Source organism: Lutibacter sp. HS1-25, assembly GCF_004121075.1.
Classification (GTDB): Bacteria; Bacteroidota; Bacteroidia; order Flavobacteriales; family Flavobacteriaceae; genus Lutibacter.
The window spans coordinates 303938-318650 of the sequence record NZ_RHLN01000001.1 but is presented as its reverse complement, the minus strand read 5'-3'; the positions used below and the strand labels follow the sequence as shown (position 1 = coordinate 318650).

Genomic DNA, 14713 nt, shown 5'->3' with positions numbered 1-14713 from the left:
CATTAATGAAACAATACAATGCAATTAAGGTTAAATATCCAGATGCCATGTTGCTATTTAGAGTGGGCGATTTTTACGAAACTTTTGGTGAAGATGCTAAAAGGGCTTCAAAAGTTTTAGGTATTATTTTAACTAAACGCGGCGCTGGTAGTGAAACCGAAACGGCCTTGGCTGGGTTTCCTCATCATTCGTTAAACACTTATCTACCAAAATTGGTAAAAGCCGGAATGCGTGTTGCCATTTGCGATCAGCTGGAAGATCCAAAAATGACAAAAACCATTGTAAAACGTGGTGTTACAGAATTGGTAACTCCTGGTGTTGCTTTAAATGATGAAGTTTTACAATCCAATACCAATAATTTTTTAGCTGCTGTTCACTTTGGAAAAAAGCAATTAGGCGTATCTTTTTTAGATGTTTCTACAGGCGAATTTTTAACAGCGCAAGGCAATAGCGAATACATTGACAAGTTGTTACAGAATTTTAACCCAAGTGAAGTTTTGGTTCAAAAGCAACATAAAAATAAATTTAAAGAATTATTTGGCGACAGATTTTATAATTTTTATTTAGAAGACTGGATTTTTCAATCTGAATATGCTTTGGAAACTTTAACCAATCATTTTAAAGTAAAAACATTGAAAGGTTTTGGAGTCGACGATTTAAATGAAGGTATTATTTCTTCAGGTGCAATTTTATTTTATTTATCTGAAACACAACACAATAAGTTAGAACACATACAGGTTATTAACCGTATTTTAGAAGACCATTATGTTTGGATGGATCGATTTACAATTCGAAATTTAGAATTATACAATTCAACCTCCGTAAATGCGGTTACCTTATTAGACGTTATCGACAAAACCATTTCGCCAATGGGTGGACGCTTGTTAAAACGTTGGTTGGCTTTACCGCTAAAAGACATCAACCGAATTAAAAAACGCCACGATATTGTAAAATATTTGATTGATAACGACAACTTTTTTGAGTTAACTACCTATCAAATTAAACAAATTAGCGACATTGAACGCTTGGTTTCAAAAGTAGCAACTGGCAAAGTAAATCCGCGTGAAGTGGTTTTGCTAAAAAATTCTTTGAATGCCATTATACCTATCAAAGAAGCTGCTGAAAAAAGTGACAACGAATCGTTAAAAATGATTGGAGAGCAGTTGCAAAATTGCAATGCGCTTCGCGAAAAAATTACCAAAACATTAAACGAAGATGCGCCTGTAAATATCAACAAAGGAAATTCAATTGCTGAAGGTGTTTCAACAGAATTAGACGATTTAAGAGCCATTTCAACCAAAGGAAAAGACTACTTAGACGCTATGTTGGCACGTGAAATTGAACGCTCTGGCATTACATCATTAAAAATAGCATTTAACAACGTTTTTGGTTATTATATTGAAGTTAGAAATACGCACAAAGACAAAGTACCTGCCGAGTGGATTCGCAAACAAACTTTGGTAAATGCCGAACGTTATATTACCGAAGAATTAAAAGAATACGAAACCAAAATTTTAGGTGCCGAAGAAAAAATTAGCAAATTAGAACATGATTTATTTGCTGAATTGATTAGCAGTTTGTTAGATTATATTCAGCCAATACAGTTAAACGCGCAGTTAATAGCGCAAATAGATTGTTTGTGTTCTTTCGCTGAAATTGCAAAAAACAACAATTATGTGCGTCCGCAATTGGATGAAAGTACCGATTTAGAAATTAAAAATGGTCGTCACCCAGTTATAGAAAAACAATTGCCAATTGGCGAAGAATACATTGCAAATGATGTGGTTTTAAACACCCATTTACAGCAAATTATTATGATTACCGGGCCCAATATGAGTGGTAAATCGGCCATTTTACGTCAAACTGCATTGATTGTTTTATTGGCGCAAATGGGAAGTTATGTTCCTGCTCAAAATGCCCGAATTGGAATTGTAGATAAAATATTTACACGAGTTGGTGCCAGTGATAATATTTCGATGGGCGAATCTACTTTTATGGTAGAAATGAATGAAACTGCCAGTATTTTGAACAATCTTTCAGACCGAAGTTTGGTTTTGTTAGATGAAATTGGACGCGGTACAAGTACGTACGATGGTATTTCTATTGCTTGGGCAATTGCTGAATATTTACACGAACATCCTTCAAAAGCAAAAACACTTTTTGCCACACATTACCACGAATTAAATGATATGACCAATACATTTGATCGTATTAAAAACTTCAACGTTTCGGTAAAAGAATTAAAAGACAAAGTTATTTTTTTACGCAAACTAGTTGCTGGAGGCAGTGAACATAGTTTTGGTATTTATGTTGCTAAATTAGCCGGAATGCCAAGTTCTGTTGTGCATAGAGCTACAAAAATGCTAAAGCAATTAGAAAAAAATCACACCAATACAGAGGTAAAAGAAACACTGAAAAATGCGCAGGAAGAAGAAATGCAATTGAGCTTTTTTAAGTTAGACGACCCTTTGTTGGAAAATATTAAAGAAGAAATTTTATCAACAAATATTGATACACTTACCCCTATTGAAGCTTTGATGAAATTGAATGAAATTAAAAGAATGCTAACCAAAAAAAATGGTAAATAATTTAGAACAAGGATTTTTTGGAATCGGTATTCAAAACGGAAAAACACCTGAAAATTTAGGCGTTTTATGGCGTTCAGCGCAAAATATGGGTGCTAGTTTTATTTTCACCATTGGCAATCGCTATGCAAAACAAGCTTGTGACACACACAAAGCAACGGGTGCTATGCCCTATTTTCATTATGAAAACTTTACCGAATTTTATAAAAATTTACCAAAAGGAGCGCAACTGGTTGGTGTAGAATTAAATGAAAAAGCAGTGCCTTTAGAAACTTTTACCCATCCACGACGCTGTGTTTATTTATTAGGTGCCGAAGACCATGGCTTGTCTAAAACAGCGATAGAAAAATCGCATTTTTTGGTAAAATTTAAATCTACTTTAAGTTTAAATGTTTCTGTTGCAGGAAGTATTATTATGTACGACAGACAAGCAAAATTAACATTTTAGTAGGTTAAATTATATTTCCTTTTTTGCCTATATCATATCTAATGTATGTTTTTTAATTAGTGCTCACAAAATTAAAGAATCCAAATACTTCATGTTTATATTTCAACACTCTTTTAATACCGTAGCATTTTCATTTCTTAATTTGATAAAACAAAGCTCTTCAGAATTTTATTTAATATTGATGATATCACCCTCCTTCATTTAAAATTATTTTAAATCAAAAAGTGTAAAAATTAGTTGTGCTTTAGAAATAAATAATTACTTTCGTGTAATCGATTACATTTAAGTAAAATATTTAATCCAAACAATTATAAATTGCCCCAATTATGAAGACACTTTTACGCTATTTATTTATTTTATTATCATCTACGACATTATGGTCACAATCTGTTACAATTAATGAAGCTGCTGGTTGGTTAGAATCAGCTTATGTAAAATGGCAGCCAGTAACAGGAGCAACTAGTTACAATGTTTATTATACAGGAGAAGGAAATACCAATCAAAAAATTGACAATCAGCTTATACGTAGCTATGGCACCTATTTTCGAGCAGATGTGCTAGGCTTAAAAGCTGGAACGTACACAATTACAGTGAAAGCTTTAATTTCAGGTATTGAAGAAGTATCTGGCACAACAACAAGTTCAATAACTGTATTAGCTCAAGATCGTACAGGATTTGCATTTTCAAACGGACGCGTTCCTGGTGCATATAACACTGATGGCACTACTAAAGCTGGAGCTGTTATTATATACATAACTGAAAATACAAAAAACACAGTGTCTATGAACGTAACAGGAGCCAACTCTAATCCTTGTATAGGATTACAAACAATCCTAGACGGTTTTAAAAAAGGAAATGACACACGCCCATTAATTATAAGACTAATAGGACAAATTACAGACTTTGACTATATGCTTAACGGCGATATTGTAATTGAAAATAAACAAAATGCCAATAGCCACATAACTTTTGAAGGTGTTGGTGAAGATACTGTTGCTGATGGTTGGGGTATTCGTATTAAAAATGCATCAAATATAGAAATCCGAAATATTGGTACTATGAATTGTAATAGTGGTGAAGGTGACAATATAGGATTACAACAAGACAATGATTACATATGGGTGCATAACGTTGATTTCTTTTATGGCGATGCAGGAGGCGATGCAGATCAAGCAAAAGGAGATGGTGCTTTAGATTGTAAAAAATCAACCTATGTTACATTTTCATATAATCACTTTTGGGATTCAGGAAAAAGTAATCTTCTAGGATTAAGTGAAGACACAACAACTGGTTTATATATAACTTACCATCATAATTGGTATGATCATTCTGATTCTCGCCATCCACGTGTACGTTTTTATTCAGCGCATGTTTACAATAATTATTATGATGGTAATGCAAAATATGGCATAGGGTCAACTTTAGGTTCTTCAGTATTTTCAGAGGCCAATTATTATAGAAATTGTAAATTTCCAATGCTAACTTCTATGCAAGGTTCAGATGTATATGAGTCAAGTACCGGACAAAATGACCCAGCTAATAATGCTACTTTTTCTAAAGAAGATGGAGGTGTTATAAAATCATTTAACAATTATATGATAGGTCAAAATCGTTTTGTTGCATATGGAGATTCAAATCCTGCTTACAATACTATTTATATTAGTTCAATATCAGATTTTGATGCCTATGTAGCAACAACAAGAGGAGAGCAAATTCCTTCATCTGTAGTTTCAAAACTGGGTAGCAATACTTATAACAACTTTGATACTGACCCAACATTGTATGTTAAAAATTTAGTTGTTGACACACCTGATGCTGCAAAAAATAAAGTAATACAATATTCTGGTCGTATGCATGGTGGAGACTTTAGTTGGACATTTAACAATGCTATTGATGACACTGCATACGCAGTAAATGCACCATTAAAAACAGCGCTTGTAAATTACAAAACATCTTTAGTTTACGTACAAGGTGAGCCTGTGCCAAGTTCACACTTGCTTACTGTAAGTACAAGTAATGCCAACCAAACCATCATTGAAGGCAACACCTTAGAAACAATTATTTTAACTTGGGGTGGAGACGCTACAGATGCAACTGTTAACGGATTACCTTCATCTGGTCTTAGCTATGTAAAAAATAGTTCTACTAAAACTATCACCATTACAGGAACTCCTACAACAGATGTTTCCTATACTGTTACTACAGTTGGAACAGGAATTCCGGTTTCTGAATCTGGTACTATCACAGTTATTCCTATTGGAAGCCCTCCAACAGGTGATGAAATTCATAATTTTACAGAGTCAGACTTAAATAATACTTTTTATAGTATCTCAGGAAATCTTTCAACAAGCAAAGGAACGGTTATATATGATGGTTTAACCCTAACTCAATGCATGAAAATGGAAAGTAGCGCAGGTGTTGTTACTTTTACAACAAGTCAAGTTGGAACATTGACACTAGTTATGAATGTTAGTTCAACCAATGCAACTGCCTATGCAAAAATTGACGGAACAAATTATACCGATGCTTCAGGAGTAATTACGGTATCTATCCCTGCAGGAAACCATACAATTTCAAAATCAAGTACATCAAACCTTTTTTATATAAAAACATCATTTGGAACTTTAGGTTTAGACGATATAAAATCAGTTAAATTAGACTTATATCCAAATCCAGTAATTGATAGCTTTAGCATTTCAACCAAAGTTGAAATTGAAAATGTAACTATTTACAATATGCTAGGAGAAATTGTAAAAAGTTTTGAAAAAAACACAAATAATTTTGATATTAGCTACTTAAATACAGGGAGCTATTTAGTAAAAATACAGTCTAATAAAGGAAGTATTCATAAAATAATAATTAAAAATTAAGTTTATATAATGACTCATATTTTTAAAAAGAGACTTCTAAATTTGAGGTCTCTTTTATTTGTAAAATATAGCAGCTTAAAACCCATTTAAAATATTGTTTTAGGTTTAAAATTCTTCTATTTTGAAGTCTTAATATTAAAAACAGACAAGCAAAATTAACATTTTAGTAGCATTAATTGTATTATCTTTGTTACCTAAAAATATATTTACTATGTATCTTTTTATTAGTGGTGCCGAAATTTTTGTTGTGCTTGTTATTGCAGTAATGCTTTTTGGGGCAGATAAAATTCCTGAAATTGCTCGCGGTTTAGGTCAGGGAATGCGTCAGATTAAAGACGCTACTAATGATATTAAACGAGAAATTACACAAAGTGCCGAGAAAAATAATTTGGATATTGATGTGGTTTCAAAAATTAAAAACGAAGTACATAAAGTAACAGATAATATTGAAGATTTTTCTAAACCAGTACAAAAAATAAAAGATACTGTTATTGATGAAATAACAGGATCTATTAAAAGAAATAAATAAAATATTTTATCTGTAATTTAACCTAAAATTTATAAACCAGCTTTTTTAGGTACACACATTTATTTTTATAATCTATAATTGCTTTGCCTTTTTCTAAAATATCGGCACCAATTATCCCGTCAACAGCTTTGGCATTGTGTTCTGTTAAAGCAGTATTTACGTGTGTTAAATCTAACAAAACCATTGTACAGTTTTTAAATTCCCATTTTTTTAATTGCAATTTATTTTGAGAAGCAATTTTGGTTTCCATTCCTATAGCACCTGCACCTGCAGCTTTGGTATTAGAATCTTCAACTTGTAATTTAAACGTTGAAGCCAAACTTATATCCACACAAGAATTAGAAGCTCCTGTATCTAAAATAAAACGTCCTTTAATACCATTTAATTTGGCTTTGATCTCAAAATGATTGGTGTTTATCTTTTTGAGTTTTATTTTTTGATATCCTTTTCTTAAAAGAATGCGCTTTAAATTCATAGGTAAAATATTTGTGCCAAAACTAAGGTTTTTTTCACAAGAAATTAAAAATGATATTGATTAAAAAACAAAGGCTAAAAAGTTTCCACCAACTTTTTAGCCTTTAAAAATCTACTCTACCATAAATGTAATGGGTAACGAGTATTTTACATTTACAGGCTTTCCTCGTTGTTTTCCTGGCTCCATTTTTGGCAACAATTCTATTACCCTAATGGCTTCTTCCTGCAATCTTTTATGAGGTGCTCTTGCTTGTATTTCAACAATATCTCCTTTATTATCTATTTTAAACAAAACAAATATGCGTTGAACTCCAGGTGATAAACCCAATTCTGATGCAAGACCAGCATTGAATTTTTTACCAATAAATTTTGAAATCTGATTTGTAAAACAAGCTTTCATTTCATCTTTTGTACCAGTACAACCCGGAAAAACAGGTGCATTTTCTAAACTAACAAAAGGTACATCTTCAATAATATCATCGTCTATTAAAGGCACATCAATTATTTTTGAAACTTCTACTGGTGCTTCAGTGTCAACAGGATCAATAATACTTTCAATAGCATCAATAGCATCATCAATCTTTTTAATGTCCTGTAAATTTATTTTTTTAATAGCAGGTTGCACTTTAGGTGGCTCAACCTGATATTCAATTATTGGTTCTAAATTATCGCGAATATCAAGTCCTGTATGCTTTAAAATAGCCAATTTATTGTCGTATGTTTTATTTTGAATTAAAACATAAACAATACCTAGGGTTAAAACTAGCCCCAATTGTATAAATAATTTACTGTAATTCTCTAAATTTGCTTTTGGATGTTTTTTGGATTTCATAGTATTGTGTTTTATGTTATCCTAGATTTTAGTTATTTTCAAAAAAGTATTTGAGTGGAATTGACTACTTATTTGTGTTGCTAAAAATCGCCGATAACTGTTAATATTATGTTAATTACAAAAAACATACCAAAAAAGAAGCCGGCTAAAATTTAGTCGGCTTTATCTTTTAATCTTATAAAAAAATCAAATTGAAATTAACTTCGAAAAGTTTTTATAATTTTCAATTCGATTGCAAAAAACATCAATAATTTTATCGTAAATAGCATCACCTAAAACCATATCCTCAACACCATCATCAATATTTGGATTGTCATTTACTTCAATTACATACACTTTTCCATCAACCATTTTTAAATCAACACCATATAGTCCATCACCTATTAATGCGGTTGCTTTTAATGCAGTATCAAGTACAATTTTAGGAACTTCGCTAATTGGCATTGTATCGTGATCTCCTTCAATTTCTTCACCTTTACCATCCCAATTATAAATTTGCCAATGTCCTTTAGACATATAGTATTTACAGGCAAAAAGCGGTTCATTGTCAATAACTCCAACGCGCCAATCAAAATCTGAATACAAATATTCCTGTAAAATAACCATATCCGATTTTTTAAATAAATCATTCAATGCAAGCAAAGCTTCCTCTTTATTTTCAACCTTTATAACACCTATTGAAAATGCGCTATCTGGCTGTTTAATAACCATCGGGTAATTAAGGTTATCCAATTCTGAATTGGAAAAAAAATTCTTTGTTAAAACAGTAGTTTGTGGTGTTAAAACTTTATTTTTTTTGAAGGTTTCATTTTGAAAAATTTTATTAGAACATTTTAAAATAGACCAAGGATCGTCAATTACTACCAAACCTTCAGAATAAGCCATTCTAGAAAATTCATAAGTATGATCAATAACACTTGTTGTTTCTCTTATAAAAAGCCCATCAAACTCGTTAATTCTATCAAAATCAGATTTTGTAATAAATTCTAAATAAACATCTCTTTTATTAGCAGCCATTTTAAACTTTTGCAATGCTTTTGGACAAGACGGAGGTGTTTTTTCTTTTGGGTCTACTAAAATTGCAATATCATATTTATATGTTTTTGAAAGCGATTTTTTGAATATTTTTTTTTCAAAATACTTTTTTGTAAACTCATTTACATCTACAAATTCTTCTTCCGAAAATTTATTTAAATTAAGTACTTTGATACTTTTAATCAACCAAACTTCATGCTTTATAAAATGCACTTTAAAAAAAGGCGTTTCAAATAACTGATGTAATTTTTTAGCCAATTTATCAAACCCACGAGTAGCTGTTTGCCCAAAATAAATGTGAAGTGTAAAACTTTCTCCTTTTATTTTTTTTAATGATGTTGCTATTAATTCTTCAATTTCATTTGTTACAGAACGTATAATGTCTAAACTTCTAAAATCTCTAATAGTAGTAATACTTGGAAATGCATGTTGCCCACGAGCCGAAGCTAATAAAGACACATAATAACCATAAGTTTGATATTTGTACGAGCTACAAAGGTTAAAAATTCTATAATCTGAATTTGAATGGTAAATAGGATTGTTAATATACTCTTTGGCAGTAATTACTTTTGCATTGATGTTATGAAATGTCCATTTTTGTGGCAAATTGATAACAATAATGTTTCTATATTTATTTTCCGATTCCTTTTTAGGCAACATAAATTCCATTTTTAAAGCATTTTTTCCTTTTTCATAATAATCTTCAATAACATGCAACGGTTTAAAACCTCTTGCTTTGTACCAATCTATTAGCTTGGTATTTTCAGTATAAACCTCAAGAATAACACGTTCGTAATTTTGTTGTTTTGCAAGTTCAATAGCGTGGTTTAACAAATAGTTTCCAGTACCCTTGTGTTGATACGCTGGCAATACCGAAATAGAATAAATACGCAAAGCTTTTTTGTATTTAAACAAAACCAACACTCCTATTGATTGAGGAATATCGTCTTCTGTCTCTAAAATATAAAACTCCTGAAATTCACTTTTGATGCTTTTTGAAATACTTTCTTTTGAACTTCTTTGAAAAATTTCAAAAGAAACCTCTTCCATTTCTTGCAAAAAAACCAGATCAGTTTTTAAAGCCAACCTAATTTTCATATACTGTAAAAATAAGTTTAAACAACAATTTTGTTTTCATTAAAAATACTAATTATACACCAAATGTATATATTTAACTGCAATAATTTAATTTTTAAGCTTTAAAATTTAAATTACTTTTGCAAAATGCAAATTACTGATACACACACCCATTTATACAGCGAGCAATTTAACGAAGACCGAAATGAAATGGTGCAAAGAGCTATAGATTTAGGCGTTTCTCGCTTTTTTATTCCTGCCATAGACTCTAATTATTTAGATGCTATGTTAAATTTAGAAAAAGATTTTCCTGAAAATATTTTTTTAATGATGGGGTTACACCCAACACATGTAAATGAAAACTTTGAAGAAGAATTGGCTTTTGTTAAAAAATGGCTCGATACCAGAAAGTTTTATGCCGTTGGCGAAATTGGCATAGACTTGTATTGGGATAAAACCTTTTTAAAACAGCAACAACTAGCATTTAAAACCCAAATACAGTGGGCAAAAGAGAAAAATTTACCTATTGTAATTCACTGTAGAGATGCTTTTGATGAGATTTTCGAAATTTTAGAAGAAGTAAAAGATGATCAGTTATTCGGAATTTTCCATTGCTTTTCGGGCACTTTAGAACAAGCTAAAAAAGCCATTTCATACAACATGAAACTGGGAATTGGCGGTGTGGTTACTTTTAAAAATGGAAAAATAGATCAGTTTTTAGGTGAAATTGCTATTGAACATATTGTACTTGAAACAGACTCTCCTTATTTGGCGCCAACACCTTTTAGAGGAAAAAGAAATGAAAGTAGCTATATTACCAAAGTTTTAGACAAACTGGTTGATATTTATAAACTTACACCCGATGAAATTGCAAAAATAACAACTCAAAATTCAAAAGACGTTTTTGGAATTTAATTTAACAGCATATTACAAAACACCCATTGGTATTGCTAAAATAGTTGGCGATAAAAATGGTTTACAAGCTATTACTGTTTTAGATGAAGCTATTGAAATTACAGAAGAAATTCCTGAAATTTTAAAAGATTGCACACAACAATTAGACGAATATTTTAAAGGAACACGCACAAGCTTCGACTTAAAATTAAATCCACAAGGAACCGATTTTCAACAAAAAGTATGGGCCGAATTGTTAAATATTCCATTTGGAAAAACATGTACTTACTTAGAACAATCAAAAAAATTAGGCAATGTAAAAGCCATTAGAGCCGTAGCTTCCGCCAACGGAAAAAATCCGTTATGGATAGTAATTCCTTGTCATAGAATTATTGGAAGTGATGGCTCATTAACAGGATATGCAGGCGGAATATGGCGTAAAAAATGGTTGTTAAAACACGAAAATCCTTCAACACAACAATCGTTATTTTAAACTATTTTTACCATTACAACGTTAGTTAAATAATGAAAAACGGTTTACTTGTACTTATTTTATTTATTAGTTTCCAAATTAAGGCTCAAATACAGTCTAAAAATCTGCATTTGAAACATTTTTTGGTTAAAAATGATAGCGTTCAAATAGATACGGTAAGCATTAGTCCTGTTAATTTTAAAGTTTATAATATTGAAAATAATGAAATAGACACTTCAAAATACAGTATCAATTTTACAAATTCAATATTGGTTTTTAAAAACGAAAACAACGAACATTTTAAGGAAGTTACCATTCAATACACTTCGTACCCGAATTTTTTAACTAAAAATTATTTCAACCTTAACAAAAAATTAATTGTTCCCAGTGCCAGCAACCAATCGCAACTTTACAGCTTAACAACCAATCAACAAAAAACACCTTACCAACCTTTTGATGGGTTAGATGCAGCAGGTAGCATAACCCGAGGTGTTACGGTTGGCAACAATCAAAATGCGGTAACAAATGCCATGTTAGATTTACAAATAGCTGGAAAACTATCGGACAAAGTTACTTTAAAAGCCTCTATTATAGACACCAATTTACCAATTCAGGAAAACGGAAACACCTATAAATTAAATGAGTTTGATCGTGTTTTTATTGAGTTGTATAGCGATGATTGGAGCATTAATGCTGGTGATGTTTATTTAAACAACAACGAAACTGAGTTTTTAAGATTTAACAAAAAAATTACAGGTTTGGCCGTTGATGCCCGCATTAAAAACAGCAATTCTAAAACAGATGCATCGGTATCTGGAGGTATTGTAAGAGGTAAATACAATAAATTACAATTTACAGGAAAAGAAGGCAATCAGGGACCTTATAGAATTTCCGATTTTGGTGCTAACAACTATGTGCTGATTTTATCGGGAACTGAGCAAATTTATGTAAACGGACAATTGCTAAAACGTGGTGAAGACAATGATTATGTGATTGATTATAACAATGGACAAGTAACCTTTAACACTACTTTTCCTATAACAGGAAATATGCGAATTTCAGCCGAATATCAATATACAGACCGCGCATACAATCGTTTTATAACTTACGACAAGGTACATTTCAAAAAAGACAAATTTAGTGTTGGAAGCTATTATTACAATGAAAGTGACTTAAAAAATCAATCGTTAGAACCCGAACTAACCGATGAACAAGCACAAATTTTAGCCAACGCAGGTAATGATCAATTAAAAATGATTTCGCCATCAGCTTACAAAACAGACTACGCTGAAAATGCCATTTTGTATATAAAAACCCAACAAGGAATTGCTGATATTTTTGAACATTCAACCAATGAAAATGACGAATTGTACAATGTAACTTTTTCGTTTGTTGGAAAAAATATGGGAGCCTATGCCGTAAAAGAAATTATTGCAACCGGTGTTATTTACCAATATGTTGGCGAAAATTTAGGAAACTACTCACCTGTAATTGAGTTGATTGCACCCAAAAAATTACAAGTTGTGGTTTTTACAGGCGCTTACAATCCTTCTGAAAAAACAATTGTAAATGCTGAGGCAGCTTTTAGCAATAACAATCAAAATTTATTTTCGAATATAGACAATGAAAATAATGATGGTATAGCTACAAAAGCAGTTTGGGATCAGGTTATTTTTGATAAAGCATGGAAACTAAAAAGCAGCTTAAAATACGATTATATTGGCAAAGATTTTAAAACCGTACAACGAATTCAGAATATAGAATTTGATAGAGATTGGAATATCGTTCGCACCTATGGAAATCAACAATTGATAAGAGCAGCATTAAACCTTTCGAACAGCAAAAACAGTTATTTTGAATATGGTTTTTCAAATTTAAAATTTGGAGACAATTACAATGGTTACAACCATAATTTAGCAGGTAATTACAGTAAAAATAAACTGAGTTTGAATTTTACCAGCAGTTTATTAAACAACACTTCAACTTTAGAAAATGGAGATTTTTTAAGATATCAAGTAAATGCAAAATACAACTTAAAAAAAGGTTTGATTGGCACAAATTTAAGTGGAGAAAACAACAAACTTACCAATAATCAAACTTCAAAATTAAATAGTATAAGTCATAAATTTAATGAATATGAAGCTTTTATTGCTTTTGGAGATTCAACAAAATTATTTACGCAGGCTGGTGTAATTTTAAGAACCACAGATAGCGTTCAAAATTTTGTATTTCAACAAGTTAACAACTCCAAAACCTATTATTTAAAATCTAATTTTGTAAACACAAAATCTACCAAGCTTGCTGTTTATATTAATTATAGAGATGTGCAAAATGCCAACTTTGCCAATGAAGCCTCTTTAAATTCGAAAGTGGTTTTTAAACAACAAATTTGGCATCAGTTTGTAAGTTTTAATACCACTTATGAAACGCGTTCGGGAACAATGGCTTTGCAAGATTACACCTATACAGAAACCGAACCCGGACAAGGTTTTTATATGTGGATTGATTATAATGAAAATGGAATTAAAGAGTTAGATGAATTTGAAATTGCTCAATTTCCAGATCAGGCGCGCTATTTAAGAATATTGTTGCCAACCATTAATTATGCACCTACTTATCAAAATATTTTTAGTCAAAATTTAATTATCAACCCGCAACAATGGACAAAACAAGGCGGTGTAAAAAATGTATTATCTCATTTTTACAACCAAACTAGTATGTTAATTAATGGCAAACAACAAAAAGAAAGCAAGGCATTAAATTTAAATCCGTTTGATATTAACAACAAAAATTTATTAGGACTTATCTATAACTTCAACAATAGTTTTTATTTTAACAAAGGAAAAAAAGATTTTTCAACCACTTATAAATATTTAAAATCACAAAACAAAAACACCACAAGTTATGATGATTTTGAAAATATTATACAGTTACATCAATTGCTTTTTGAGCATAATTTAAGTCAGTTTTGGCTGCTTAATTTCGACATAGGAAAAGGAAAAAACCAATCAATATCAGTAAGTTACGCTAATAAAAACTTCAAACTAAACAGTTATAATTTACAACCAAAATTGTCGTACGTTTTAAACAAAGATGTGTTTTTTGCAGCTTATTATGAATTTAAAAACAAAGAAAATACAATAGGTAATTTTGAAAAACTGGCCGCCAATAAAATTGGTTTTTCGGCAAATTATGTACATAAAGAACGATCACAATTAAAAGCCGAAATTAATTTATTTAACAACAAATTTACGGGCAACAGCAACTCACCTGTTGCCTTTCAAATGCTTGAAGGTTTACAACCTGGTAAAAATTATACATGGACGTTATTATTTCAACGCAACTTATTTTCATTTCTAAAACTGAATATCAATTATTTAGGTCGAAAAAGTGAGACTTCAAAAACCATTCATACAGGATCGGTTGAACTGAAAGCTCATTTTTAATTTTTTACCATTATTGATTCATTATTATGTTTAAATTTGGGTTGAATTTAA

At 30.9% G+C, this 14713-nt stretch carries 10 protein-coding genes; 7 read left to right on the top strand and 3 right to left on the bottom strand.

Going from position 1 to position 14713, the window contains the following annotated elements:
* Nucleotides 1-5 precede the first annotated feature (5 nt).
* From mutS to EC396_RS01335, 4 genes are all read left to right on the top strand, one after another.
* Nucleotides 6-2588, top strand: a complete 2583-nt coding sequence (mutS, locus tag EC396_RS01350; protein WP_129364894.1) for a DNA mismatch repair protein MutS — start codon at nt 6-8, stop codon at nt 2586-2588.
* Nucleotides 2578-3033 carry an RNA methyltransferase gene (locus EC396_RS01345; protein ID WP_129364893.1) on the top strand — a complete coding sequence of 152 codons (456 nt, stop codon included), beginning with the start codon at nt 2578-2580 and terminating at the stop codon, nt 3031-3033. Before mutS ends, EC396_RS01345 begins: the two co-directional genes overlap by 11 nt.
* 326 nt (nt 3034-3359) lie before the next feature.
* A complete protein-coding gene (locus EC396_RS01340; RefSeq protein WP_129364892.1) occupies nt 3360-5903 on the top strand; it encodes a T9SS type A sorting domain-containing protein in 2544 nt (847 codons plus the stop codon).
* Nucleotides 5904-6114: 211 nt separating this feature from the next.
* Complete coding sequence (locus EC396_RS01335; RefSeq protein ID WP_129364891.1) at nt 6115-6432, top strand: twin-arginine translocase TatA/TatE family subunit; 318 nt, start codon at nt 6115-6117, stop codon at nt 6430-6432.
* Nucleotides 6433-6454: 22 nt separating this feature from the next.
* On the opposite strand, the gene EC396_RS01330 is transcribed toward EC396_RS01335, so the two are convergent.
* The 3 genes from EC396_RS01330 to EC396_RS01320 all read right to left on the bottom strand — a co-directional run bounded on the left by EC396_RS01330 (nt 6455) and on the right by EC396_RS01320 (nt 9871).
* Nucleotides 6455-6907 carry a retropepsin-like aspartic protease gene (locus EC396_RS01330; RefSeq protein ID WP_129364890.1) on the bottom strand — a complete coding sequence of 151 codons (453 nt, stop codon included), beginning with the start codon at nt 6905-6907 and terminating at the stop codon, nt 6455-6457.
* Nucleotides 6908-7018: 111 nt separating this feature from the next.
* Nucleotides 7019-7738, bottom strand: coding sequence for an energy transducer TonB (locus EC396_RS01325; protein ID WP_129364889.1), 720 nt, complete (start codon nt 7736-7738; stop codon nt 7019-7021).
* A 186-nt stretch (nt 7739-7924) separates the two neighbouring features.
* Entirely contained in the window at nt 7925-9871 is a 1947-nt protein-coding gene (locus EC396_RS01320; protein WP_129364888.1) for a GNAT family N-acetyltransferase, read from the bottom strand.
* A gap of 126 nt (nt 9872-9997) precedes the next feature.
* On the opposite strand from EC396_RS01320, the gene EC396_RS01315 reads away from it, so the two are divergent.
* The 3 genes from EC396_RS01315 (at nt 9998) to EC396_RS01305 (ending at nt 14662) form a co-directional block, all read left to right on the top strand.
* Nucleotides 9998-10765, top strand: coding sequence for a TatD family hydrolase (locus EC396_RS01315; protein ID WP_129364887.1), 768 nt, complete (start codon nt 9998-10000; stop codon nt 10763-10765).
* Nucleotides 10755-11237: a methylated-DNA--[protein]-cysteine S-methyltransferase gene (locus EC396_RS01310; protein ID WP_129364886.1), complete on the top strand. Its 483-nt coding sequence runs from the start codon at nt 10755-10757 to the stop codon at nt 11235-11237. Before EC396_RS01315 ends, EC396_RS01310 begins: the two co-directional genes overlap by 11 nt.
* A gap of 110 nt (nt 11238-11347) precedes the next feature.
* The gene (locus tag EC396_RS01305; protein WP_129364885.1) at nt 11348-14662 is read left to right on the top strand and encodes a hypothetical protein; all 3315 of its coding nucleotides are present in this window, start codon (nt 11348-11350) and stop codon (nt 14660-14662) included.
* Nucleotides 14663-14713 lie beyond the last annotated feature (51 nt).